The organism is Saccharothrix luteola (assembly GCF_020859565.1).
Taxonomy (GTDB): domain Bacteria; phylum Actinomycetota; class Actinomycetes; order Mycobacteriales; family Pseudonocardiaceae; genus Actinosynnema; species Actinosynnema luteola.
This window is the reverse complement of the sequence record NZ_JAJHUO010000014.1, coordinates 75,699-100,905: the sequence shown is the minus strand read 5'-3', so window position 1 is coordinate 100,905 and position 25,207 is coordinate 75,699. Positions and strand designations below refer to the sequence as shown.

General features: G+C 71.6%; 19 protein-coding genes. 10 read left to right on the top strand and 9 right to left on the bottom strand.

The window, feature by feature from the left end:
- Positions 1-80: 80 nt before the first annotated feature.
- Entirely contained in the window at positions 81-3,341 is a 3,261-nt protein-coding gene (locus LNK82_RS20390) for a P-loop domain-containing protein (RefSeq protein ID WP_230568620.1), read from the top strand.
- 159 nt (positions 3,342-3,500) lie between these two features.
- Here the strand turns inward: LNK82_RS20390 and LNK82_RS20385 are convergent, their stop codons facing one another.
- Positions 3,501-5,156 (bottom strand): S8 family serine peptidase, encoded by a 1,656-nt coding sequence (locus LNK82_RS20385; RefSeq protein WP_230568619.1) that lies wholly within the window; start codon positions 5,154-5,156, stop codon positions 3,501-3,503.
- A gap of 500 nt (positions 5,157-5,656) precedes the next feature.
- On the opposite strand from LNK82_RS20385, the gene LNK82_RS20380 reads away from it, so the two are divergent.
- On the top strand, positions 5,657-8,965 hold the full coding sequence (locus LNK82_RS20380; RefSeq protein WP_230568618.1) for a CHAT domain-containing protein: 3,309 nt from the start codon (positions 5,657-5,659) through the stop codon (positions 8,963-8,965).
- 211 nt (positions 8,966-9,176) lie between these two features.
- Here the strand turns inward: LNK82_RS20380 and LNK82_RS20375 are convergent, their stop codons facing one another.
- A complete protein-coding gene (locus LNK82_RS20375; protein WP_230568617.1) occupies positions 9,177-12,158 on the bottom strand; it encodes a TIR domain-containing protein in 2,982 nt (993 codons plus the stop codon).
- Between the two features lie 346 nt (positions 12,159-12,504).
- Positions 12,505-13,722, bottom strand: a complete 1,218-nt coding sequence (locus tag LNK82_RS20370) for a DUF4032 domain-containing protein (RefSeq protein ID WP_230568616.1) — start codon at positions 13,720-13,722, stop codon at positions 12,505-12,507.
- A 152-nt stretch (positions 13,723-13,874) separates the two neighbouring features.
- Here LNK82_RS20370 and LNK82_RS20365 point away from each other — a divergent pair, with 152 nt between their 5' ends.
- Positions 13,875-14,828, top strand: a complete 954-nt coding sequence (locus LNK82_RS20365; RefSeq protein WP_230568615.1) for a Gfo/Idh/MocA family protein — start codon at positions 13,875-13,877, stop codon at positions 14,826-14,828.
- 126 nt (positions 14,829-14,954) lie between these two features.
- The gene (locus LNK82_RS20360) at positions 14,955-15,953 is read left to right on the top strand and encodes a YdcF family protein (RefSeq protein WP_230568614.1); all 999 of its coding nucleotides are present in this window, start codon (positions 14,955-14,957) and stop codon (positions 15,951-15,953) included.
- Positions 15,954-15,965: 12 nt separating this feature from the next.
- Here LNK82_RS20360 and LNK82_RS20355 read toward each other — a convergent pair whose 3' ends face one another.
- A complete protein-coding gene (locus LNK82_RS20355) occupies positions 15,966-16,103 on the bottom strand; it encodes a hypothetical protein (RefSeq protein WP_230568613.1) in 138 nt (45 codons plus the stop codon).
- 83 nt (positions 16,104-16,186) lie between these two features.
- Between LNK82_RS20355 and LNK82_RS20350 the strand changes: the two genes are divergently transcribed.
- Positions 16,187-16,537, top strand: a complete 351-nt coding sequence (locus LNK82_RS20350; protein ID WP_230568612.1) for a hypothetical protein — start codon at positions 16,187-16,189, stop codon at positions 16,535-16,537.
- On the opposite strand, the gene LNK82_RS20345 is transcribed toward LNK82_RS20350, so the two are convergent.
- Both LNK82_RS20345 and LNK82_RS20340 read right to left on the bottom strand, forming a co-directional pair.
- Entirely contained in the window at positions 16,494-18,365 is a 1,872-nt protein-coding gene (locus tag LNK82_RS20345) for a S9 family peptidase (RefSeq protein WP_230568611.1), read from the bottom strand. The two genes, LNK82_RS20350 and LNK82_RS20345, sit on opposite strands and share 44 nt — an antisense overlap.
- Positions 18,362-19,711: a M20/M25/M40 family metallo-hydrolase gene (locus LNK82_RS20340; RefSeq protein WP_230568610.1), complete on the bottom strand. Its 1,350-nt coding sequence runs from the start codon at positions 19,709-19,711 to the stop codon at positions 18,362-18,364. The genes LNK82_RS20345 and LNK82_RS20340 overlap by 4 nt, the downstream gene beginning before the upstream one ends.
- A gap of 95 nt (positions 19,712-19,806) precedes the next feature.
- On the opposite strand from LNK82_RS20340, the gene LNK82_RS20335 reads away from it, so the two are divergent.
- The 3 genes from LNK82_RS20335 (at position 19,807) to LNK82_RS20325 (ending at position 21,357) form a co-directional block, all read left to right on the top strand.
- A complete protein-coding gene (locus LNK82_RS20335) occupies positions 19,807-20,343 on the top strand; it encodes an ArsR/SmtB family transcription factor (RefSeq protein WP_230568609.1) in 537 nt (178 codons plus the stop codon).
- Between the two features lie 75 nt (positions 20,344-20,418).
- Positions 20,419-20,877: a DUF4383 domain-containing protein gene (locus tag LNK82_RS20330; protein WP_230568608.1), complete on the top strand. Its 459-nt coding sequence runs from the start codon at positions 20,419-20,421 to the stop codon at positions 20,875-20,877.
- Positions 20,878-20,895: 18 nt separating this feature from the next.
- Positions 20,896-21,357 (top strand): DUF6292 family protein, encoded by a 462-nt coding sequence (locus tag LNK82_RS20325; RefSeq protein WP_230568607.1) that lies wholly within the window; start codon positions 20,896-20,898, stop codon positions 21,355-21,357.
- Positions 21,358-21,403: 46 nt separating this feature from the next.
- Here the strand turns inward: LNK82_RS20325 and LNK82_RS20320 are convergent, their stop codons facing one another.
- The gene (locus LNK82_RS20320) at positions 21,404-22,576 is read right to left on the bottom strand and encodes a glycosyltransferase (protein WP_230568606.1); all 1,173 of its coding nucleotides are present in this window, start codon (positions 22,574-22,576) and stop codon (positions 21,404-21,406) included.
- Between the two features lie 196 nt (positions 22,577-22,772).
- Between LNK82_RS20320 and LNK82_RS20315 the strand changes: the two genes are divergently transcribed.
- A complete protein-coding gene (locus LNK82_RS20315) occupies positions 22,773-23,015 on the top strand; it encodes an acyl carrier protein (RefSeq protein WP_230568605.1) in 243 nt (80 codons plus the stop codon).
- A 60-nt stretch (positions 23,016-23,075) separates the two neighbouring features.
- A complete protein-coding gene (locus LNK82_RS20310; protein WP_230568604.1) occupies positions 23,076-23,576 on the top strand; it encodes a metallophosphoesterase family protein in 501 nt (166 codons plus the stop codon).
- 457 nt (positions 23,577-24,033) lie between these two features.
- Here the strand turns inward: LNK82_RS20310 and LNK82_RS20305 are convergent, their stop codons facing one another.
- Both LNK82_RS20305 and LNK82_RS20300 read right to left on the bottom strand, forming a co-directional pair.
- On the bottom strand, positions 24,034-24,525 hold the full coding sequence (locus LNK82_RS20305; protein ID WP_230568603.1) for a GNAT family N-acetyltransferase: 492 nt from the start codon (positions 24,523-24,525) through the stop codon (positions 24,034-24,036).
- Between the two features lie 16 nt (positions 24,526-24,541).
- Positions 24,542-25,183 carry a class I SAM-dependent methyltransferase gene (locus tag LNK82_RS20300; protein WP_230568602.1) on the bottom strand — a complete coding sequence of 214 codons (642 nt, stop codon included), beginning with the start codon at positions 25,181-25,183 and terminating at the stop codon, positions 24,542-24,544.
- Positions 25,184-25,207: the final 24 nt, after the last annotated feature.

The following is a 25,207-nucleotide window of genomic DNA, read 5'->3' as shown; positions in this document are numbered from 1 at the left end:
ATCGGGCGTCGAGTCGCCCGTTCGGGGCATGCCGTGGGTGATGGCCTCAATCGTGCGATGTGATGGCGGGATACTGGTCGATGCCTGACGATGCGCACCTGCCACCGGGTGGAGTGGAGAACTCGGTGGACGGTGATGTCACCGGGTCGGTGGTCCAGGCGGGCGGGATCACCGGCGGTGTGCACATCGGTGACATCAACCTGCGGACCGGTGCGCCGGTGCGCACCCGGTACCGCGAGCAGGTCAAGCAGATCGCGCCCAAGGAGCTGGTCAACCGCGACGCCGAGCGGGCCGAGCTCGCCGCGTTCGCCACCGACCCGGCGTGCGCGGGCAGCTATGCCTTGTGGCGAGCCCCTGCCTGGGCGGGCAAGTCGGCCTTGCTGTCGTGGTTCGTTCTCCACCCACCTGCACGTGTGCGAGTGGTGTCCTTCTTCATCACGGCGCGGATGTCCAGCCAGAACGACCGCGCGGCGTTCGTGGAGAACGTGCTCGAACAGCTCGCCACGCTGCTGGAGGACGCACTTCCGGCGCTGCTGACGGTGCACACCCGTGAGGCGCACATGCTCGGGTTGCTCGCCGAAGCCGCCCACGTCTGCGAGGAACGCGGGGAATCGCTGGTCCTGGTCGTCGACGGGCTGGACGAGGACCGCGGGGTCACCACCGGCCCGGACGCCCACAGCATCGCCGCGTTGCTGCCGGCCGAGTTGCCGCCCGGGCTGCGCGTGGTCGTCTCCAGCAGGCCGCAACCGCCGATCCCACCCGACGTGCCCGAGCACCACCCGCTCCGTGACGCCGGCATCGCCCGGACGCTCGCCACCTCCGCGAAGGCGACGGCCATCCGCGCGGAGATGGAACGCGAGCTGAAAGAGCTGCTCACCGGCACGGAGATCCAACAGGACCTGCTGGGGCTGGTCGCCGCGGCGGGTGGCGGGCTGAGCCCTCGGGACCTGTCCGAGCTGACCGGCAAGTCGCAGTGGGAGGTGGACGACCACCTGCGCACCGTCACCGGCCGCAGCTTCACCCTCAGGGACGCGCACCGGCAGCCGGACGCCGTGGTCTACGTGCTGGGCCACGAGGAACTGCAGACAGCCGCGATCACCATGCTCGGCGCCACCCGGATCGAGGGCTACCGCGACCGGCTGCACCGGATGTACCTGCGATACCGGGAAGCAGGATGGCCACCGTCCTCCCCGGAGTACCTCATGAGTGGCTACTTCAACATGCTCAAAGCGGTCGGCGACCTCCCGAGGATGATCACCTGCTGCACGGATCTGGCTCGGCACAACCGGATGCTGGACATCTCCGGCGGCGACGTCGCGGCCATCGCCGAGATCGTCAGCACCCAGGAGACCATCGCGGACGGAGGCCTCCTGGGCACCGCCGCCGTGGCAGCCATGGCCAGGCTGGCCGTGCACCGCGACCACCTCCGCAAGCGCAACTCCTACATCCCGCGCGAGTTGCCCGCGGTCTGGGCCGCGCTCGGTCACGTCAACAGAGCGGAGGCCCTGGCACAGTCCATCACCAGCCCGTACTGGCGGCGCAGGGCCCAGGTCGCACTGGTCGAGGCGCTCGTCACCACCGGGGAACTCGACCGGGCCGAGTTGGTGGCGCACTCCATCGCCAACGCGGTCGAGAAGCACGAGTCGCTGGTCATCGTGGTCGAGGCACTGGCCGGGGCCGGGGCGCACGACCGGGCGCGGGCGATCACCGGACTGATCACCGACCTGATCGGGCGAAGCCGAGCGCTGTGTGCGGTGGCGCGGGCGATCGCCGAGGCAGGGGACATCGACCAGGCCGAGGCGTGTGCCAGGTCGATCAACAACCGGCTCTGGCTGGTGCGCGCGCTCACCGCGATCGCTGAGGCAGCAGCGGACCACGGTGAAGGGGAGCGGGCGCGCGGGCTCGCGTCGGAGGCGGTCTCGGCATCCAGAACCCTGTCCAGGGCCGATGTGGAAGGCGCGGCCAAGAAGGCGCTGTCCAAGGCGCTCATCGTCGTTGGCCAGGACGACGAGTCACGCGTGCCGGCGAAGCCGATCCGCTCCAAGCCGGTCGATCCGAAGCCGGCCCCGGATTCCGGTGGACGCTCGGCGTACGACGGGGTGCCGGTCGATCAGGTCGACAACTGCGAACAGCTGGTCCTCCTCGCACGAGAGGCCATCGCGCGAGGTGACCGGGACCGGGCGCGCGACGCCGCGACGGAGGCCGAGATCCTGGCGAGGAAGATCAGCAACCCGGTCGGTGACGGCCAAGCCCTGGTCACGCTGATCAAGGCCGCCGTCGCCGTCGACGAGCTCGACCGGCTGCTCGCCGTCGCCGAGTTGATCACCGGGCACTACGAGCGGGTCCAGGCGCTGACCGCGCTGATGAACGCAGTGGCGGACGAGGACCTGGCCAGGGCCCGCGCCATCGGGGCCACCGCCGAGGCTCATGCCAGGTTGGCCGTGAGCGAGATCGAGCAGAAGCAGGCCCTGCTCGCCCTGGTACGAGCCGTGGTGCCGATCGGTGATCTGGGCTGGGCGGAGGCCCTCACCGAGTCGATTCCCGTCTCCGACGAGCACACCGAGGCCCTGTACCTCCTGACGGAGGCGTTGACGGCCAAGGGGAATCCCGACCGGGCGGTGCAACTGGCCCACACCGTGCCGGAACCTGGCGAGCGCTGCCGGGTACTGATCGGCATCGCCTGGTCGATGATGAGAGCAGGCGACCGCAGCGCAGCCAGGGAGCTGGTCGCCCGTGTCACGACCATCGCGAGCACGATCAGCCAGGTCGGCAAGCGATTCCAGACGTTGGTCAAGCTCATCGGGATGACGGCCGCAACCGACGGTCCCGGACACGTCGACCGGCTGATCACCGAAGCTGAGGCGCTGATCGACCTGGTCGACGAGACGACCTGGGAGAGGTCCCGGTTGATCCAGACGGTCGCCATGGCCGAGGGTCTGGCGCGAGCCGAAACGCTCGCCGGATCGATCGCCGATCCGCACCGGCGGCACGTGGCGCTGACCGAGCTGCGCGGGGACCCGCCGACCAAGCCTGTCGACGAACGCCCCGCTCTCCAGGCCGAGCCCTCACGGCGGGACATCCTGATCGCCGAGGGCTTCTTCGACCAAGCCGCGCAACTCATCCGGGCGATACCAGACCCCGACAGCCAATGCGTCGCGTGGGTCGCCTGGGCGAGACACGCCGGGCCCGCCTACTGCACGGAGGCGATCGTGGCGATCCTCAACCAGCAGCGGTGGCCGAAGGCAACAGGGTTGATAGCCGAGTACGAACCAGCTGTGCTGGCTGTGCTCGTCGACGAACTGCTGGCCATCGCCACCCCCACGCCGAAATCGCCAGCCTGACCGCGAGACACCCACTTGCTCCTTGCACCAGCGCACAACACGAGCCAAGCGGCGACATCGTGTGGTGTTCCGCGTCTTGGACCTGGATCCGGCACCGACGGCTCGTCAAGGCGGCGACACCACGGGCCCGGTCGTCCCGGGCCCGTGGTCGGGACAACGTCAGAGGAAGTCGCCGCCGCGCGTCACGGCGCCGTAGGCGTCCACGATGCCGTGGCCGTAGAAGCCGTTGAACGCGGTGTCACCCACGCAGGTCGCGGTGAACTCGGCCGGCCTGCCCACGTTCTCGTAGGACACCGTCCGCGGCTCCGGGCACGCCCGCGGCGTGGCCGTGCCGTACAGCACCGCCTCGACCTTGTCCGGCGACAGGGTCAGCGTGCCGGGGTGCGCCCGGTCCCGCTTGCCGAACTGGCTGACCACCAGCGCGGCCACGCCCGAGGCGTGCGGCGCGGCCATCGACGTGCCCTGCGCGTAGCGGTAGAAGCCGCACGTGGTGGCGTCGCAGTACTTGGCCACACCGGCCGCGAGGCCCTGCGGGGTGATGTTGCCGTCGGCGTCGATGTTGCCCGCGGCCAGCGCCACGTTGCGCGGGTAGGTCGAGCGGATCAGGTTCTCGTTCGTGCGGTACCAGTCGGTGCCGAAGAAGTCGCGGAGGTAGCCGCCCGGTGCGGACAGGGCGATCTGCTCGGTGCCGTAGTTCGAGTAGTCGGCCTTGAGCGTCGACGGCCCGAGCCCCGACACCGAGATCACGTGGTCGCCCTCCGTCGGGAGGTTGAGGCACGTGCTGTTGTCGATCGGACGCGGGTAGGTGCTGCCCGGCGGGTAGTTCGGGCTGGTCACGTCGGTCCGCGGGTTGCCTTGGTCCTCGTGGTTGTTGCCGGCCGCGCCGATCAGCGTCACACCCTTGCCGTGCGCGTAGTTCAGCGCGCGCTGGATGGCGGCGATCGTGGTCCGCTGGGCGATCTGCGCCTCGGGGCTGTCGGCCGGGTTGGCCGTGCAGTTCATGTACCAGGGATCGACGAAGAACGACATGTTGATCACGTCGAGGCCGACGTCCGCGCCGTAGGTCAACGCGTCCACGACGGGCTGGAGGAAGAAGAAGCCGGAGTCCTGCCCGCCGCGGATGTTGACCAGCGACACGTTCGGCGCGACACCGGACACGCCGAAGCCGTTGGCCGCCGCGCCGATGGTGCCCGCGACGTGCGTGCCGTGGCCGCCGTCGTCGTGGTCGGCGGGGTCGACGCAACCGCGGAACTCGCACGGCCCGTCCAACACGCCGCCGCTGGAGTTGTTCGGGATGTCGATGGTGAAGTTGCGGGACAGCGCGCGGTTGAAGTTCGGCGCGATGTCCGGGTGGGTGCCGTCCACGCCGGTGTCCAGCACGCCGACGTAAACCCGCTGGTCGCCGGCCTGTCGGACGCGGGCGATGTCGGAGCGCACCAGTCGCAGGCCCCACAGGGCGTCGTCGAGCGGGTCGAGGCCTGCCGCCGTGGTCCGGGGCGGGGCCTTGGCGGTGGTCGCGTCGGCGTGCTCGTTCTCGACCTCGTGCCACTCGCGGGCCTGGCGCTGTGCGATCTCGGGAGACTTCCCGATCGGCCGCACCGGCGCCGCGCCGAACACCGCGTCGGCGGCAGCGACGCGCTGGACGAACCCGGTGGCCGGTGCCTTCACGGTCAGCGTGCCGACCGCGGTGTTCTCGGCTGTGACCCGTCCGCCGGCGGCGCGAACGGCGGCACGGGCGGCCTGCGTCGACGCACCGGCCTCCACGAGCACGGTGTAGTCGGTGTCCTGCGGCTGGGCGTTCGCGGCCTGGGTCATCGCCACCACCATCACCGCCGCCCCGGCCACGGAGAGTGTGCGCCGGGCTAATCGTCTGGGTCTCAAGGGTGTCTCCTCCTGCCGAACGGGTTGCGTCGCGACACCTTGTCACAGCGCACCGCCGATGGTCAGGAGTCATTCGTCGGAATCGCGGGACGCATTATCGGGTGTGGTGAGCACGGGCTCGTCCGTCCGGGCCAGTGGACCTGCTGATCGCCGGTCCAGTGCTTCGACGTTGATCGTGCACGGGTGTTCGACCGTCCGGTCCGTCATCGCCCGGACGAGGAGCCTCTGTTGCGATCACGCCGGTTCGCCCTCCGCCACCACCATGTACCGGCTGGCGGTGCGGGCATTCCAAAGGGAGCTCTATTGCGTTTGTGTCCACTGCCGGAGCGGTGTCGATGACGTCCATCGCGGTGCGGGTGCGCCTCCGCAACTGGCCGGTTGTTGCACTACCGTCATCGGATGACGGACTGTGGCGCCGGATTTCGGGAGGCTGCTTGACCGACGAGGTCGCGGGGCACCTGAACCTGGTCTCGGGCAGCGGTCGGCATTCCGTGGTCCAGGCCCGTGACATCAGGGGTGGCGTCGCTGTCACGGTGGAGTCGCCCGGTTCGTCGTGGCGGGCGCCCCGGCAGTTGCCCCTGCCCGTCGCGGGGTTCGTCGGGCGCGTCCCTGAACGGGAAGCCCTGGACCGGATGCTCGACGACGAGAGCGGGGCGGTGGTCATCTCCGCCCTGTCCGGAACAGCGGGGGTAGGCAAGACGGCGCTCGCCGTCCACTGGGCCCACGACGTGCGGGACCGGTTCCCCGATGGGCAGCTGTACGTGGACCTGCGGGGGTACGACGCGCAGCCGCCCGTGTCGGCCGGTGAGGCCCTCGCCGGGTTCCTCCGCGTGCTGGGCGTCACCGCTGTTCCGGCCGATCCCGACGAACGGGCCGCGCTGTACCGGTCGTTGTTGGCCGAACGCCGGGTGCTGGTGCTGCTGGACAACGCTCGCAACGCCGACCAGGTGCTGCCCCTGCTGCCGGCGAGCCCGAGTTGTTTCGTCCTGGTGACCAGCCGCGACAGCCTGCCCGAGCTGCGTGTCCGCTACCGCGCTCGCAGGGTCGACCTCGGGGTGCTGACCCTCGATGAGTCGCTGACGATGTTGCGTGACTCGCTCGGGGACCGGGTGCGGCAGCAGCCCGCCGACGCCGTCGAACTCGTCAACCGGTGCGCCAACCTGCCGCTCGCCCTGCGCGTGGTCGCGGAGACGGCGGTTGCCCGTCCTCGGAGCACGCTGCGCCAGTTGGCGGGGGAACTGGCCGACGGACGTGAGGGCGACGTGGCGGCGGTCATCTCCTGGTCCGTCCGCCAGTTGGACGAGCACTGCGCCGCCGCGTTCCGATTGCTGGGCCTGCACCCCGGACGGGACTTCGACGCGACCGCGCTGGCCGCACTCGCCGGCGTGAACGTCGAGGAAGCCGACGACCTGGTGGACGGCTTGCTCCGGGTGCACCTGATCGAGAAGGTGCACGAGCAGCGCTTCCGCATGCACGACCTGCTGCGCAACCACGCCCGACGACTGGCCGCCGACATGGACCCGATCGCCGCGCACCTCGCGTTCTCCCGGCTGTTCGACCACTACCTGCACCTCAGCGGTCTCGCCGTGGAGGCCCTGGCCGGGTCGGGGGTGATCCGATCGTCGCTCGACTGGGCGCCGGCGTCCACTACACGGCCCTACGAGCCCGACGCGGCAGGCAGCTGGATCGAGGATGAGATCGACAACCTCGCCGCCATCGCGGCCGAGGGGACGAGGAGGGGCGAATACGACCTCGCCTTGGGGTGCATGCTGCGCAGTCTCGGCATCGCGTACCGGCTCGTAGGGGATCTGCCGTCGGCGCTGCGCCAGTTCGGACACGCGGCGGACCTGCTGGGACGGCGGTTGCTCGGCACCGTCAAGGGGATAGCGCTGGACCGCGCCGCGACGTTGCTCGCCGCCGGGCTGGCCTCGCAGGCGGAAGCCGTGCTCACCCTCCACCGCCCTGAATTCACTGAACTGGAGGCCGCGGAGGCCGACCACCAGTTCGCGATCGCGGCCCTGTTCAAGAGCGATCACGACCGGGCCCTCCAACTCGCCGAACAGGCACGACGCGTGTTCGTCGCCCACGGGCGCAGCGAACCCGCCGCCCTCAGCGCACTGGTTCGGCTGACCGCCGCCGCGGCAGCCGCGGTAGCGGTTCCGGGCCCCCTGCCGGGTCCGGGAAGCGAGGAGCTCTCGGTTGCCGCCGAACTGGACCGCTGCGGATTCCACGACGCCGCGGTCGCAGCCCGGCTGCTCGTCGTGCGCTTGCGGATCGCTGGAGGCGATCTGCGCGCGGCGGCCGAAGCGCTCGGCGAGCACCAGCGCGAGGGTGAGGACGCGCCGACCGACATCGTGGTGCTCCGCACCTTGTGCCACGTCGAACTCCTGGTGGCCTTGGGCGATCCGACGCGGGCGCTGGCCGGCGCGCGGGCGGCCCTGAGGAAGATCGACCGGTTCTCCGGGCCGGTGCTCTACCGTCCCCTGCTGGACGTGCACGACCGCCGCTTGACAGCCCTTACCTCACAACTGGTGTCCAGCGCCGTGGATCCGTGGCAGGTCTTGGACATCACCGAGCAGACCCGCTCCGCCGCGGCACGCCAAGTGCCCACGCGTGCCGCACTGCACCCCGCGCTCGCCGACCGGCTCACCCAGATCCGCTTCCTGACCCGTGCCGTGGGCACGACATCGCGCGACGACCCGGAATGGGACGCCTTGCACCGGCGACTGGCGCGGATGCGGCGCGAAGCCGCTCTCCTCGGCTGGGTGGAGCAGGCCCACCACCCGGTGAGCCCGCGGCACCTCGCGGCGCGTCTCGGCGAACGAGCGCTGGTCGCCTTCACCGAAGCCTGGGACGGCCTGCTCGCCGTCGTCCTCGTGGACCGCACCGCGACCGTCGTGCGCCTCGGCGACGCCGCCCGGTCGGCCGAAGACGTCCGGGAACTGCACGCCGACCTCGACGCCATCGCACCGGACAACCTGCCCCGACCCCTGGTCGACGTCATCGCCGCCTCGGCCCGCCGCCGGGCGGCCTGGTTGGACGAGGTGCTGCTCCGACCTCTGGCGGACCGCATCGCCGACCGGGACCTCGTCGTCCTGCCCACCGGCGTGCTCCACGCACTGCCCTGGTCGACGTTGCCCTCGCTCCACGGCCGGACGGTGGTGGTGGCGCCCTCCGCCACCGCCTGGGTGGAACGGCACGACGACGACCGGCGCGGGGACGGCCGGGTGGTCGTCGTCGCGGGCCCGAAGTCGGCGCCGGACGTGACGCGACTGCTGCGGTACCACCGCCGAGTCGACCTGCTCGCGGGCGAACGGGCGCGCGGAGACGACGTGCTCTCCGCGATGGACAACGCGACGCTGGTCCACCTCGCCGCGTCCGGCGAGCACCAACCCGAGAACACCGCCTTCTCCGCCGTGCGGTTGCACGACCGCCTGGTCTACGCCCACGAGATCGGCGACCTCAAACAACCACCGGACATCGTCCTGCTGGACGGCGCCGACCTCCAGGGCGGACAGGTGGGGACCGGCGCCGCGACGCTCGGCTTCGCCGGCGGCCTGATCAAGGCGGGGGTGCGCAGCGTCGTGGTCGCGGCAGCGCGCACCGGCGTCGGCACCGGCGCCGCAGCGGTGCGCGAGTTCCACGCGGCCCTCGCCCAGGGCGAGGGCCCGGCCCGAGCGGTCGCCACGATCAACGCCCGCAACCCGCTGCGCCGGACCTTCGTCTGCATCGGCCGTGAATGACGCGCCGACCGCGAGTCGGGTGGTCGGTGCCGACCTCCGGACCCGGGTGGCGGTGGCCGGAGTGCTCCGAGCTCGCGTTCCGCGCCGACGACCTGGCCCGGCATCGGCCGCGCGGTGACTGGTCGGTCAGCACGACAGTCCAGGAACCGACGCACGGGACCCAGGGCACATCAGGCCGTCGAGGCGGGTCACGCCCGAGGTCGTTCTCCGGCTACCGCGGTGGGCACACCTCCAGGAACGCCACTCCGGGCAAGTGGCGCGCCCACTCGTCGACGGTGAGGGAACGTCGAGCGGTGGCGCACAGGGCTGCGGGGACGTCTTCGGCGGTGCGGACGTCCCAGAACCGGATGGCCGCGTCCTCGCCGGCGCTGGCCAGGGTCGCGCCGTCCGGGCTGAACGCGACCGCGCGGACGGGCTGTCGGTGGCGGACGTGCGGTCCGTTGACCTGCTTGCGCGCCGCCACGTTCCACAGCCGGACCGAGTTGTCCCCGCCGCCGCTGGCCAGGGTCCGGCCGTCCGGGTGGAACGCGAGGGAGTACACCGCTCCGGAGTGCCCCACCAACGGATCACCGGCCGCCCGCCGCTCGGCGACGTCCCACAGCCGGATCGCGCCGTCGTCGCCGGCGCTGGCCAGGGTCGTGCCGTCCGGGCTGAACGTCAGGGCGCCGACCGGGCCGGTGTGGCCCTCGAGCACGTCACCGACCGGGCTTCTCGTACCGGTGTCCCAGAGCCGGACCTCGCCCTGGCGGTTGCCCGTGGCGAGGAGCGACCCGTCGGGGCTGAACGCCACCGCGTACGTGGTGCCCCCGGTGTCGACGGCGCCGAGCTTTGTGTGGTCCTCGGCGTCCCAGAACGTGACCTGAGTCCGGCTGCCGTCCTCGTCGCTCTTGCCCGTGCCCAACCGGCCCTCTCCTGCTGTGACGAGCGTGTCGCCGTCCGGGCTGAACGCCGCGGCGCGGACCAGCGACAGGTCGGCGGCCAGCGGCTCCGCGCGCGGGACGCGGTTGGCGTGGTCCCACAGCATGATGCCGGCGAGCTCATCACCCATACCGCCGGCGGCCACGGTCGCACCATCGGGGCTGAACGCCACCGCCAGCACCGGCGTGCGGTTGTCGGTCGGCAGGTCGGTCACGGCCCGCCGTTGAGCCACGTCCCAGAGCATGAGCGTGCGGGGCGGCCCGGGCGGTGGCAGTTGCGTGCCGAGCGGGTAGTAGAACTGCACCGCTTGGCCGCCGCCGATCGCGACGATCCGCCCGCGGTCGACGTAGCACACCCCCCAGCCGCTGTGGCCGCACGCCTCCATGCTCCCGTGTTCGCCTGCGGTCTCACCGTTGTCGCCGCCGGTCACCAGTACCTTGCCGTCCGGGCTGAACGCGAGCGCGTACAGCATGCCGGAGTGCTCGATCGCCGGGTGGCCGAGTTGGAGGAGTTCGGCCACGTCCCACAGCCGCGTCGTGCCGTCCCGGGCGCCGCTGGCGAGCGTTCGGCCGTCCGGGCTGAACGCCACCGACGTGACGGCGCGGGTGTGACCGTTCAGCGGTTCGCCGAGCAGGGTGCGGCTGCGGACGTCCCAGAGGCGAACGGTGCCGTCCTCGCTGCCGGCCGCGAACACGCGCCCGTCGGTGCTGAAGGCGAACGACTGCGCCAGGGACATGCGGTCGGGTCTGGTGTGTCCGGTCAGGGACGCGCCGATCGGTTGGCGGGTCGCGGTGTCCCAGAACCGGATCGTGCCGTCCGTGCCTCCTGTGGCGAAAAGGGTGCCGTCCGGGCTGAAGACGATCACAGGGCCGACCAGGCTCGCCTTGTCGCCGGGGTGGGCGGGCAGTGGTTCACCGAGCGCGGTGCCGGTCGCGGTGTCCCAGAACCGCACGGCGCCGTCCGAGCCGAGCGCCGCGAACGAACCGCCGCCGGGGTGGAAGGCGACCGACGGCCGCACCGAGTTGCGCTCGTAGGGGTCGACCTGCGGCACTTCGACGGTGTGGACCGCCTTCTCGCTCGAGATGTCCCACACCGTCACCTCGTGGCCGGGATCACCGAGCACGAGTCGCGTACCGTCCGGGCTGAACGCCGCACTGATCGAGCCGTTCAACCACGGTGAGGTCGTGTCGCCCTGGCGGGGCTCGGCCAGCAGCTCACCGGTTCCGAGGTCCCACAACCGAGCGGACAGTCCGGGGCCCGCCGTGAGCAGCGTCCTGCCGTCCGGACTCACCTGCACGACCTGCGTGGCGCCCTTTTCGCCGTTGGCGGCCCCGCCGACCTGTCGCAGCGCGGAGGTGTCCCACACCTGGACGTGGTTGCCGCCGGTCACCAGGCGCTTGCCGTCCGGGCTGAACGCGACAGCCTCGACAGGCCCGCCGGCAAAGACCCTCCCCACACCGGGACGTGCGGCTGCCTGCAGCATCGCCGCTTCGGCCTCCGGGGTCCGGGCTACCCGCCACGCGGCCAGCGCGAGCAGCCGCGACAGCTCCGGATCGCTGTCCTCCATCAGTTCGCTCTTCGCCGCCACGGCCCGCGACAACGCCTGTCGTCCCTGCTCGATCGCCTCCTGTTGCTGGAGGATCGTCCGCGCACCCAGCCCCAGCACGGCCACGAGCAGCACCGTCAACGCAGTGGCGACCCCGCGGCGCACCCACGTCGCGACCCGGTGACGCCGCACGTCCTCGCTGTCCAACTCCTCCTTGGCCTTGCCGTGCACCGCGGCCGCCAAGGTCGCGACGTCGACCCGGAACCGGCTGTGTCGCAACGACAACTCCGGTTCGTCCCGGGCCCAGGAGAGGTCGACCCACAGCGGCTCGGCGGAGAACCACCCCCGCAACGCCTCCGGCAACGCGGTGGTCCGGTCCCAGTCGAAGTCCCCGGCGAGGCCGTCCCACACGATCTCCCCGCCGGTCAGCGCGATGAGGAAAGTGCCCTGCTCGCGTTCCGCACGCCAGTACTCGACCTCTCGCCCCACCCATGGTGACCTCGCGGCCTCGGGCGAGGCGAGCAGAATGAAGAACCGGGACTCGCGCAACGCCTTGTCGATGGTGTCCCACAGGTCCGGGTTTGCGGCGAGGCTCTCCTGGTCACGGAAGACCCGCAGAGCCCATACCTGGTTCCACCGCCGCGCCAACTGGTGCAGCCCTCGACGCAGGAACGGAGCGATCCGCTGGTCCGCCGCGTGGCTGTAGGACATGAACGCGTCGTAACGCATGCCGGACCATCCCCCCGTTTCGCGCCCTTTGCCCACGCTAGCGAACGCGCTGGTCCCGCGAATCCCCTTTTCGGGTAATGCCCATGGCGCAGCAGTACTTCGTCATCGTCGAACAATTCTCCGGCAAGCGGAACACCGGAAACGGCGACACGTTTTCCGCAGAATGGCGGAAGCGTCACCTGGGCTTGCCCTGAGAGTTCGAAGGCTTTCCGGACCTGGTCCGATAGGGCCTGAGGGTATTCGTCCGCGGCACTACCAGAGAAGTATCCCGACTGGTTGCGGCCCCGTGCGGTCCGGTCGTGCGGAGAGTCGGATCCCAAGCCGCGGCCCGGACGCACTCGAGACGTCAGTCGACGTCCTCGTCGTCGACCTCGTTGTCCCGGTCCGGCAGCACGGTCGCGAGGTAGGAGCGCAGCGCGGCGGTGGTGCCGACGTCGCGGCCCGCGTTCTCGGACAGGAACCAGCGGTGGACCAGGACCTCGTGGAACAGTTCCGCCGGGGCCAGCACGCCGAGCAGGTCGGGCGGCACGGCGGCGACCACCGGGTCGTAGACCTCGTTGCGCCACAGGTGGCCGGCGGTCGTCTCGGGCACGGGCGCGCCGTCGCGCTGCTCCAGGTAGGCGCGGAACGAGCGCAGGTCGTTGAGCAGGCGCCTGGCCTGGCCCTCCTGCACCTCCAGGCCGGTGAGCTTGAACAGCTCGCGGCGGCTCTGGCCGATCTCGGCGACCCGGATGTCCACCCGCAGCCGCGCGCCGTTGTCGGAGGTGACCAGCTCGACCTCGTCGACGTCGAAGCCGAGGTCGTTGAGCCGGCGCAGGCGTTCGGCGACCCGGTAGCGCTGCTCGTCGAGCTGGAAGAACTCCTCGCGGGTCACCTCCTCCCACAGCGCGGCGTACCGGCGGGGCACGCTGTCCGCGACCTCGATCGGGTCGATGTCGGACGGCAGCAGGCCGCCGGCCTCCAGGTCCATCAGCTCGCCGCCGATGCGCTCACGGGCGAGGTCCACGTCGTAGGTCCGCTGGCCGGCCGACAGCTGCGGGTGGCGCTCGACGGTCTCGGCGTCGACGAGGTAGGCGGCCAGGTTGCCCGCGTCCAGCCGGAACAGCGTGTTCGACAGCGAGCAGTCGCCCCAGAACGTGCCGGACAGGTGCAGCCGGACCAGCAGTCCGACCAGCACGTCCACGAGCCGGTCGGCCGAGTGCTCGACGCGCGGGCTGGAGAACAGGTAGCGGTAGGACATGGAGTGGTCGAGGTAGCGGGTGACCAGGATGGCCTGCTGGTCGTCCGGGCGGTCGACGCACAGCCCGAGCACCGACACCGAGGGCATGCCTTCCCGCTCCAGGTCGCCGAGGATCGAGTACTCGTGCCGGGCCAGCGATTCGGCGATCTCCTTGAGCGCGTACACGCGGCCCTCGCTGGCCACGAACCGCACCACGTGCCGCGAGATACCGCGTTGGGGAACGGTCAGCAGCAGCTTCTCGTCCCAGTCCTCCAGGGGCTGGGCCCAGGGCAGCGAGAGCAGTCCACCGGCCTCGCTGGCGGGTGGGCGGAAGAGGAATCGCATGTGCTCCCCGTGGCTGGTGCGCGGACGACGCTGAAACTACCTCCTCACGGCGCCGTCGAGCCACGCGATGTGTCCTGGTCGTCACGATCAAGAAGGCAGTTGACGGCCCGGCGTCCGTGGGGCGGATACTGCCGGGTGTGGAGGCTGCCGGGGTGGAACCGATCGACGGACGGACGCGGGTCGGGTTGGTGGGGGTCGGCACCATCGCGCGGACGCACCTGGAGGTGCTGGCGGAACGGCCCGACGTGGACTTGGTGTTCACCGTCGACCCGCACGCCGAGCCGCCGGTGTTCCGGGGCGTGACCCCCGCGCACCACCGGGACCTCGACGACGCGTTGGCGGCGCACCGACCGCACCTGGTGGTGATCGCCACGCCCGCGGACTCGCACGCCGACCTCGCCACATCGGTGCTGACCGGCTCCGACGCACGAGTGCTGGTGGAGAAGCCCCTGGTGCCGGACCTGGCGTCGGTGGACCGGCTGAGCGGCGTGGCCGGCTCGCACGACCGGCTGTTCACCGCGCACCACTTCGCGTTCTCGCCCGAGGTGGAGTGGGCGGCGGACCTGGTGGCCGCGCACCCGGAGTGGGGGCCGGTCACCGCGATCACCTCGGCGTTCAACGACCCGTACGTGCTCAAGGGCGAGCAGGCGTTCACCTCCTACCTCTCGGCGTGGACGGACTCGGGCATCAACCAGCTCACCGTGCTGGGCCGGTTGGTGCAGATCATGGCGGTGACGTCGCTCCGGGACGAGCGCACGAGCTGTTGGGCCGTGGCCTCGTTCCGGTCCCGTGGCGCGGTGGGGACGGCCCGGTTGCACACCAGCTGGCGCACCGGCGCGAGCAGCAAGTCCACCGCGTTCACCTGCGGTGACGTGGAGGTGTGGCTGGACCACACGGCGATGACCGCGTTCGCGTTCCGGGGAGGCGAGTTGCTGGCCGAGCACGGCGGTGACGGCCGGACGCCGCGCAAGATCGCGCACTACCGGCCGCTGTACGCGAGCCTGCTGTCCGGCCGGCCGGACCCGATCCTCGGTTTCACCGCCGCCGCGACCCTGACCGGCTTGCACGCGACGGCCGGCCACCCCGGACCGGGGACGTCCGCCTGACCGCACGGCGCGTCGTGGTCCCGGGTGTCAGCGCCGCGGCGGATCGACGTGTTCCGCGAAGAGATCCGGCCGGCGCGCTCGGGGACGACGACTTCGGGTGACCGCCGGCCGTCTACATTGGCTCGCATGATCTTCGGGATCGCGGCGCTCGTGCCCGCCCTGTTCTTCGTGATCGGCGTGATCCGGGACCGGCGGCGGCTCGGCAATGCCGTGTGGCTCGGTGTGACGCTGGTGTTCCTGCTGCTCTGGCTGGTGTTCCGGGCCTCGGCGAACGGCGGGTGGTCGGCCGTGGTCGTCGGGTACGTGTTCGTGGCCGTGCTGCTGGGGCTGGGGTTCGTGTTGCCGTCCGCGTTGGTCGCCAACGGCGTGCTGATGCTGCGCCGCGAGGGTTTCGGCCTGGCGAACCTGCTCTCGCTGCTCGCGGGACTCGCGATCTTCGGCTTGGTGGCGGCGTTCGGCTTCGCCACGGCGCACACCGGACCGGTGGTCGACGCGGTGATCGGGTCGTTGTTGATCGTCGCGGCCTACGTCGCGTTCCTGTTCGTCAGCCTGCTGCTGTACTCGGTCGTGTACGGCAGCATCGGCCGCCGCACGGGCTTCGACGCGGTGATCGTGCTCGGCGCGGGCCTGATCGGTGACCGCGTGCCGCCGCTGCTGGCCGCACGGCTGGACCGCGGCCTGCGCCTGTACCACCGCGAGGTGGACGCGGGCCGCACGCCGCTGCTCGTCGTCTCGGGCGGGCAGGGGCCGGACGAGGCGGTGTCCGAGGCGGCGGCGATGCGCGACTACCTGCTGCGCCGCGGCGTGCCGGACGAGCTGATCGTGCTGGAGGACCGGGCGACGACGACCGAGCAGAACCTGCGGTACAGCGCGCGGCTGCTCGCCGAACGTTCGTGGACCGGCCGGGCGGTCGCGGTGACCAACAACTTCCACGTCTTCCGCGCCGCCGTGCTGGCCCGCAGGCTGCGGCTGCGCATGCAGATCATCGGCGCGCCCACGGCGTGGTACTTCCTGCCCAGCGCGTTCCTGCGGGAGTTCGCCGCGCTGCTGGCCCAGAACCCGCTCGTCCACACCGTCACGTGCGGCCTGCTGGTCGGCCTGCACCTGCTGCTGACGCTGTCCTGATCCCGGACGACCTCACACCCGGACGGTGAGCGAGGCCGTGCAGCCGGAGGTGGCGTCGCCGGTCACGGCGGCCGGTTGCTCGTCGTGACCGTCGCGGAACACGGTGTCGTCGGTCAGGGAGGTGCGCGCCAGGTTGGGCACGCTCTGCACGTACCCGGCGGTGCCGTAGAAGGTACACAGCGGCGCCCGCGTATGGCCGGCAGTCCGACCCGCTGTCGAGCACGGTCAGCTCGATGCGCAGCGGCACGTCCTCGGCGGTGCGCGAGCCCGTGCCGAAGCTGGTGCGGATGTCGCTGCGCACGATGCCGGAGATGGTGACCACGTTCGGGGCGTTGGAACCGTCGCCGGGGTACGGGCCGGCGGTTTCCTGCGGGATCACGTCGCCGCATTCAGCCGACGCGGAGGCCGACGTTGGGGTGATGGTGCTGTCGGTGGCGCGCGCGGTGAGTGAGGCGAGCCCCACGCCGCCGAACAGCGTGAGGGCCCGCCTGCGGGTCAACGTGGCCAGGTCGAAGGCGAGGCCGCGGTCGTGGATGGGGGTCATGCCGTCCACGATGAGCGTGGTTCCTGTGCTTCGTCTGTGAAGTTCCTGTGGGGTCCTTGGCGGAGGTGGTCGGCGAACCAGGAGACGATCAGCTCGATGGTGTCGGCGAGCCCGGCCCGGTCCCACTCGTGCCCGACTCCGGGGTGCAGCACGAGCCGCGCTGGTTTGCCCAGCTCACGCAGCCTGCGGTACATCCGCTCGGACTCCGCCGGGTCGACCCTGGTGTCGTTCTCGCCGTGCATGATCAGCACGGGCGCGGTGAGCCGGTCGGCGTGTTCGAGCGGGCTGCGCTCGGTGAGGACGGCCACGTCGGCCGGGTCGTCGGGATCGCCGATCCAGTCCACCGCGCGCTTGCGCCAGGTCGGCGGGAACGACCGGATGTCGTTGAGCAGGTCCGACGAGCCGCACTCGCTCACCCCGGCCCGCCACAGGTGCGGCAGCCTGGTCAGGCAGGACAGGGCGGCGAACCCGCCGTACGACGCGCCGTGCACGCCCAGCCGCGTCGGGTCGACCCACGGCACGTCGTCGAGCAGCCGCACCGACGCCTCCAGGTCGGCGAGGTCGCCGCCGCCCCAGTCGCGGTAGATCAGCCGCTGGTAGCGCATCCCGTAGCCGGACGAGCCGCGGATGTTGGGGGCGAGCACGCCGATCCCGCGGGCCAGCAGCGCCTGCACGAGCGGGTCGAACGCCGGTTTCGCCTGGAACTCCGGTCCACCGTGGACGGTCACGACCACCGGCGCCCGGTGCTCCGCGCTCGCCGACGGCGGCCGGTAGAGCAGGCACGGCACGGCTTCGCCGTCCGCGCCGGTCGCGTGGACGAGCGTCGGGGGCACGATCGCGTCCGGCAACCGGGCGCCGCAGTCGGTCAGCTGCCTGGCCTCGTCGTCCCGGTCGAGGTCGACCAGGAACAGGTCGGTCGCGCCGTCCGGCCGGCCGAGCTGCACGAGCAGGTCGCCGGACGCGGTGAACCGCGGCGCGAAGCCGTCGAAGCCGAACTCGGCGACCGCGACACCGCGCGGGAGCCCGGTGACGTCGGCGGGTGGGCCGCCGACCTCCGCCCACCGCAGCCGGGAGTAGCCGTGCTCGTTGAGGCCCCACGCCAGCCGCGTGCCGTCCGGGGAGACAGCGGCGCCCTCCACATCGGACTCGGGGGTGTCGAGCCAGGTCAGGCCACCGTCCAGGGACAGCGTGGCGAGGCCGAGGAAGTCACGGCCCTGGGTCGTGCACAGGTAGACGCCGGACGAGTCGGGCAGCCACGCGACCGGGTGGTACTTCGCCGGACCGTCGTGCGGGGTGAGCAGCCGGACCTCGTCGGTGGCCAGGTCGCACGCGAACAGGTCCTGCTCGGTGTTCTGGTGCAGCCGCAGCACGAGCAGCAGCCGGGCGTCGGGGGAGAAGCCCATCGGCAGGTAGCGGTCGTCGCCGAGCAGCACGATCCGCTCGTCGCCGGTGCGCAGGTCGCGCACGAGCACGTCGAACACCTCGCGGTCACGCGCGTTGCTCGCGTAGGCGAGCAGCGACCCGTCCGGGCTGTACGGCTGCCCGGTGCTGCCGTACGGCGTGCCGATCTCGCACCGCACGCCCTCCTCGGCGACCAGCCACTCCACCTCGCCCGTCGCGGGGTCGACCTCGGCCAGCCGGTGGTCCTCGCCGCCGTCCGGGTCGGTCAGCACCAGCAGCCGCGCGCCGTCCGGCCGCCACGCGCACCGGCGGACCGACCCGGCCACCTCCACGTGACGCGGGGTGCCGCCGCTCAGCGGTGACACCCAGGGTTGCGGGCGGCCGGAGGCGTCGCTCACGTACACCACGGACTTGCCGTCCGGGCTCGGCTCCGCGCCGGTCAGCCACTCGAAGTCGGTCCAGGTCACCGTCCCACCTCCGCGATCGCGTGCTGCACGGTGGCGGCGGCGACGATCCCCCGCCGGAACCAGTGCAGGTCCAGGTTCTCGTTGGGCGCGTGGTTGGCCTCGTCCACGTTGGCCAGCGGCACGCCGTAGCAGGGCACGTCCCACGCGTCGGCGAACGCGGCGATCGGGAGGCTGCCGCCGAGCGCGGGCACGAGCAGCGGCGGTTCGCCCAACCCGGCCTCCGCGCCGGCCAGGACCGCGTTCGTCCACCGGGTCTCCGGCAGTGTCCGGGAGGGTTGCATCGCGGCGCCCTCGACCAGTTCCACGTCCGGCGCGTGCACGGCGAGGTGTGCCCTGAGGGCGGCGAACACGGCGTCCGCACGTTGCCCGCCGACGAGCCGCATGTCGCACCGCGCCACCGCCCGGTTCGGGATGACGGTGCGGTGCTCCGGGGTGTCCTCGCAGCTCAGCGAGTTGATCGTGAACGTGGGCGCGGCCAGGCGGTGGCTGAAGCCGAGGTCGGCGGGCGGTTCCATCGCGGTGACGCCGATGCCCGCGAGGGTGGCGGGCACGTCGACCGGCAGCCGGTCCAGCGCGTCGCGTTCGCCGGGGCTCAGCGGGACGACGTCATCGGTGACGCCCTCGACCAGGATCCGGCCGTCGGGCGAGCGCATGGTCCCCAGGGCGTGCACCAGCCGCCACGCGGGGTTCGGCGCGACACCGCCCCAGTTGCCGGAGTGCAGCACGCCGGACGCGCCCGAGGCCCGCAGCTCGAACGTGACGATGCCACGCACGCCGAGCACCACCGCCGCGCGGCCGGACTCGTGCACCGGGCCGTCGCTCCACACCACCAGGTCCGGCCGGTCGACCTGCCGCAGCACCGACGCCAGGTGAGGGCTGCCGATCTCCTCCTCGCCGTCGAGCAGCACGGTCACCCGGCACGGCAGGCCGCCGGTCAGCTCGCGCAACGCCCGCAGGCCGAGCAGTTGGGCCAGGTGCTGGCCCTTGTTGTCGCCGGTCCCGCGGCCGTAGATCCGGCCGTCGCGGAAGTCGGGAGTGAACGGCGGGGTGACCCACTCGTGCGGCGGCCCGGGTGGCTGCACGTCGTAGTGGCCGTAGACCAGCACGTGGGGCGCGCCGGGCGGGCCGGGCGCGGTGCCCAGCAGGGCGGGCCAGCCGTCGGTCTGGCTGATCTCGGGCTGGAAGCCGTTGCGGCGCAGCAGTTCCGCGCCGTGCACGGCCGCGTCCGCCATGCCTTCGCCCGTGCGGCTGACGCTCGGTCGGGCGACCCACTCGGCCAGTTCGGCCAGCAGCTCGCCGTCCCGTTCGCGCACCCACTCGCCGACCCGCCGCGCCAGTCCGTCCACGCCCACACTCCTAGTGATTTCACAAAGTGCAATCGATATCAGTGAACCAAACCACTGGCGGGCGCGGCAAGGACGGGTGGGTTAGCCTCTGCGGCGTGCCGGCCCCGCCTGATCACCCCGCCCGCGACGCGACGGTCGAGGAGCTGAAGGTGCTCGCGCACCCGTTGCGCTGGCGCATCCTGCGGTTGTGCTGGGACCGGGCGTTGACGAACAAGGAGCTGTCGGACCGGCTCGGCGTCGCGCCGGCGACCGTGCTGCGGCACGTGCGGGCGTTGGTGAAGCGGGACTTCCTGGCCGCCGAACCGGTGCGCAGCGGCGCGCGCGGCGCGTTGGAACGGCCGTACCGGTCGACCGGTCGGACGTGGCGGCTGGGGCTGGTCGACGTCGAGGGCGAGGGCCTGGTCCAGCGGGTGGACCTGGCGATGCTCGCCGCGCACCGGGCCGAGGTGCTGGAGGCCGGGCCGGACGCCAACCGGGACAGCGCGAGGGGTGTGCTGCGCCTCGGCGCGGCGTCCCAGGCGGAGCTCAACGCCCGGTTGGCCGCGCTGATCACCGAGTTCGTCGAGCGTGACGAGGTGGACGGGGAGCCGTTGAGCTACCTGTGGTCGCTGGTGGCGCGTCCGGAGCGGTGAACCCGTTTGCCCGCACGCACGTCGGGTAGTCGGACGGCAACCGAAGTGGGTTTCCGCGAGGCAACGGGAGTCGACATGTCCAGACCCGGCACAGCGACGACACGCACACCGGTCCAACTGGCGGCGACGGTGGTGGGCGCGGTGTTCCTCGTGGTCGGGATCGCCGGGTTCATCCCCGGCATCACCACCGACTACGACACGATCCAGTTCGCGGGGCACGAGTCGCAGGCCAAGCTCTTCGGCGTGTTCGCCGTGTCGATCCTGCACAACGTCGTGCACCTGGGGTTCGGCGTCCTCGGCCTGGTGATGGCCAGGTCGATGCGCAACGCGTTCCTGTACCTCGTCGCGGGTGGCGTCGTCTACCTGCTGCTGTGGTTGTACGGGCTCATCGTCGACCACGACAGCTCGGCCAACTTCGTGCCCGTGAACGGCGCCGACAACTGGCTGCACCTGTTGTTGGGCCTCGGCATGATCGCGCTCGGCTTCGCGTTGGGTCGTTCGGCTCGTCCGACCCGGGCCTCCGGGACCGGGTGACCAGGGGGCGTGGCGAGCGTGGCCCCCGAATCTGGGTCCGGGTCTTGGTCCGAGTCCGGGTCTTGGTCCGAGTTCGGGGCTGGGGCCGAGGACACGCCGACCCGCGGCCTCCAGCGGTACGTGCGGGCCGTCGCGGTCGAGTTGGGGTTGGCGGCCGAGTGCTGGCGCGCCAACCCCGGCCCGCCCGCGACGGCGTGCCTGGAGGTGGACGGGAACCTGCCGTCGTTCCCCGACCGGGACTTCGCCCTGCTGTGGGACGAGGAGTACGGCTGGGCGGCCGCGGTCCGCGCCCGGCCGGCCGAGCCGCCGGTGGTGATCACCTACCGGGGCGGGGACGTGCTGCCGCCGGCGCCGGAGGTGGCCGCGTACGTGGCGGCGCTCAGGCGTGGTGACCATCCCGGCGACCCGAGGCCGATCCGGTTGCGCGCGTACGGCACGCCGGACGACCTGACCGATCGCCTGCGCGCTTACCGGCCGTGATCCGGGCTTGGGCGAGGGGCCGCGTGGGCAGGCGTCGGCTGCGTGGTCAGCCGTCGGTGAGCGAGGACTCCAGCGTTTCCGGTCGACCGGTGGCCTGGCGGTACACGCGGGCCGTCTCGACGGCGATCCTGGTCGTGCTGTACCTGGCCTCGACGCGGTCGGTGGCGGCGATGCCGTAGGCGTCGCGGCGGGCGTCGTCGATGAGCAGGGGGCGCAGCGCGCGGGCCAGCGCCCGCGGGTCGTCCGGTGGCACGAGGAGGCCCGTGACGCAGTCCACGACGATGTCCATCGCCCCGCCGACGTTCGCGGCCACCACCGGCACGCCGCACGCCATGGCCTCGAGCGGGGTGACGGCGGCGCAGTCCGACCCGGCGCAGACCACCACGTCGGCGGACCGCAGCAACGCGGGCATCGCCACCTGCGGCACGCGGCCGACCAGCCGGACCCGGTCGCCGACGCCCGACGCGCGCGAGTGCTCGCGCAACCTCCGCACCTCCTCCGGCCGACCGCCCACGACCACCAGCTCCGTGTCCCACACCGACCGCAGGGCGGTGATCACGTCCTCGGCCCCGACCGCCGGCGAGACCAGCCGGTGCGCCAGCGGCCGGTTCAGCCGCGGCCCGTCCGGCTTGAACCGCTCCACGTCCACCCCGGGAGGCACGACGGCCAGCCGCGTTCGCGGCACGCCCATGTGCACCAAGTGCGTCTTCTCGTCCGTGCACATGGCCACGACCCGGCTCGCCTCGCGTCCGATCAGGCGCTCGGTGGACAACCGCACCTCCGGCACGCCCTCGTCGCCCGCCTGCTGGGCCACCACGCCCAAGGAGTGGAACGTCTGCACCACCGGCACGTCCAGACCGTTGGCGGCCAGCACCGACGCGACGCCCGACGTCCAGTAGTGGGCGTGCACGACGTCCGGTGGGTCGGCCCGCCACTGCGAGCGCAGGAACCGGGTGAACTCGTCCAGGTGAGGCAACAACTCGTCGGGGTGAACCGGGCTCGGTGGCCCCGCCGTCACGTGCACCACGTCGTAACCGAGCCGGGTGCGCACCACGTCGGGCGATCGAGGGGAGTCGCGCCGGGTGTGCACCGTGACCTCGTGGCCATCCGCGACCAGCGCCGCCGACAGATCGGCGACGTGGACGTCCTGACCGCCCTCCTCGGCGTCACCGAGCACGGGCAGCGGGCTCGCGTGCGCCGAGACGACCGCGATTCTCATGGGTTCCTCCAGCCGGCAGTGCGGCTCGCGCCAGACCAAGGCTGTCGTCTCAACCCGGATCGCACGCTACAAGCAACCTCCGACCCCTGCCACTCAGCGCAACCACGTTCGAGTGGTGGGTGGGGTGGTCGGTGGTGCGGTTGGGAACGTGGTCGGTGGGTATGGCACAGGACGACCGACCGACGAAGGAGGGGCCATGGCCACCGGGGAGACCGGATTCGACGACGTCAGCTACGACCTGATCTCCGTGCAGTACCACGCGCTCAAGGCGGGGCACGACTACGGCCAGTACGTCCGGGACGCGGAGAACGCGGGCAAGCAGGAGATCGCCACCTTCTTTCGCCGCGTGATGGAGGAGGATTCGGCGCGCGCCAAGCAGTGCCACGAGTTCCTCAAGGAGTTGGCCGCGAGCGGTGACGCGGGCCCGGCCCTGACTTGAGCCGATCCGGCCGGGCGGAGGTGGTGGGTAGTAGGTCCGGTGGGTAGTAGGTTCCGCGCCATGCGGGTAGTCGTCCTGTCGGACACCCACGCGCCCCGGCGGTGGAAGTCGTGTCCTCCGGAAGTGGCGGAACACCTGCGCCACGCGGACGTCATCCTGCACGCCGGTGACGTCTGCGTGGCGGCTGTGCTGGATGAGTTGGCGCAGTACGCGCCGGTGATCGCGGTGTGCGGCAACAACGACGGGCCGGACGTGGTGGAGTGGGGCGCGCCGGAGACCGTCGAAGTCGACCTCGCCGGGCTGCGGGTGGCGATGATCCACGACAGTGGCCAGGCGACTGGGCGTGTCGCGCGGATGCGGCGCCGGTTCCCGGAGGCGGACTTGGTGGTGTTCGGTCACTCCCACATTCCGATGGACGTCACCGGGGAGGGTGTGGGTGCTTTGCGTGTGTTCAACCCGGGCTCGCCCACCGATCGCCGCCGCCAGCCGCATGGGACTGTCGGGTTGCTCGACATCGAGGACGGGGAGTTGGTGGCGGCGAGGATTGTGCCGGTGACGTGAGGTGATGGTGGGTGGACGGGGTGAGTTGGGTCGGCTGTTCCGGGTTGGGTCCGGCTCGATTCGTGATCGGCTGCTTGGGGTTGGGGCCGGCTCGATTTGACATGGGGCCCTTACGGGCACCCCAGGCAGGCCAAAGCCGGGCAGGCATGGCGGGAAGAGCGTCCGCCAAGCCTGCCCGGCTTCGACCAGCCTATGGCACCCGAACCCATGTCAAATCGGGCCTCGGTGGGTCGGTTCCGGGTCCGTTGGGGTGTTGTTGGGTCGGGGTTGCGGATCACTCGACTGGGCGAAGAGTGCAACCTGTGACAACCCAAATCGCATGTCTCACGTTAGCCGGATAAAACGGCCGGCCCGGCGGCGGACATGGCGTGGGCGAGTGCGGGAGGGAGTGGTGAGCGGGGTGATGTGTGGTCGAGCGGGGGAGTGTGGTGGTCGGGGTTGCGTCGGGAGTTTGGGGTCAGCGGAGAGTGATCCAGTAGCGTCGGGTCGCACCGAGGTCGGTGGGCTGAGTGCGGTCGACGATGCCGCCGTTGCGCTCGATCGTCTTCATCGATGCGGTGTTGGTGTCTTCGCAGACGAGCAGGATTCGGTCCAGGGGGAGTGCGCGCGCCTCGTCCAGCACGCGGCCCAGGGCCCAGGTGGCCAGGCCGCGTCGGCGTGCGGAGGGGCGGATGCCGTAGCCGATGTGGCCGAAGGTCCGCACGTGGTCGTCAGGGGCGAGGCGCAGGGCGATGCCGCCGAGCACGTGGTCGTCCTCGACGATCCACCGGCACACCGAGTCGGGCTGGTCGGTTATGCGCGCGACCCAGGTGGCGAACCCCGCCTGCGAGTCGACCTCGTCGGACGGGAGGAGTCCGAAGCCGTCTTCGTGGACGCCTGGGCCCCAGTCGGCGTGAGCGGCCTGCCAGGCTTGGTGCAGGCGGGTGGTTGGCGCGATCAGGTCCGGCACGGCCCGAGCTCCTGGATCAAGATTTGGTCCGGGCGATGAGCATTCCTCCCGGCACGTCGTCGTCGGGGCCGATGAGGACTTGCGCCTCGATGGTGAAGTCGGCGTCGCGCAGCCAGTCGGCGACCCGCTCGACCGGGCGGCGGTGGACGTGGACCGACATCGGGTGGCCGCCGTAGCCCTCGGTCTTGAGGCGGGTGCGGTCGCCTACGTGGAAGCCGAGCATGACGACGCCGCCGGGTCGGAGCACGCGCTGGAAGTGGGTGAGGACGGTGGGGATCTCGTGGTCCGGGATGTGGATGATCGAGTAGAACGCCAGGACGCCGCCGACCGAGTCGTCGGCCAGGTCGAGGTTGGTCATGGAGCCGACGTGGAAGCGCAGGTCGGGGTGGTGGTGGCCGGCGAGTTCGACCATGCGGGGTGAGAGGTCGATGCCGAACACGTCCAGGCCGAGGCCGTGCAGGTGGGACGTGATGAGGCCCGGTCCGCAGCCGATGTCGGCGACCGGGCCGCCGACCTCGCGGGCGGCCTCGGCGAACATCGCCAGGACGCCGCGCAGCAGTGGGGTCTTCGCCAACGCCTCGCGCGTGATGTCGAGGTAGCTGGCGGCCACCGTGTCGTAGGAAACCCTGGTGTCGGTCAGCCAGTCGTCTGCGCTCACGGTGGTGACGTTAGCGGCGACGGC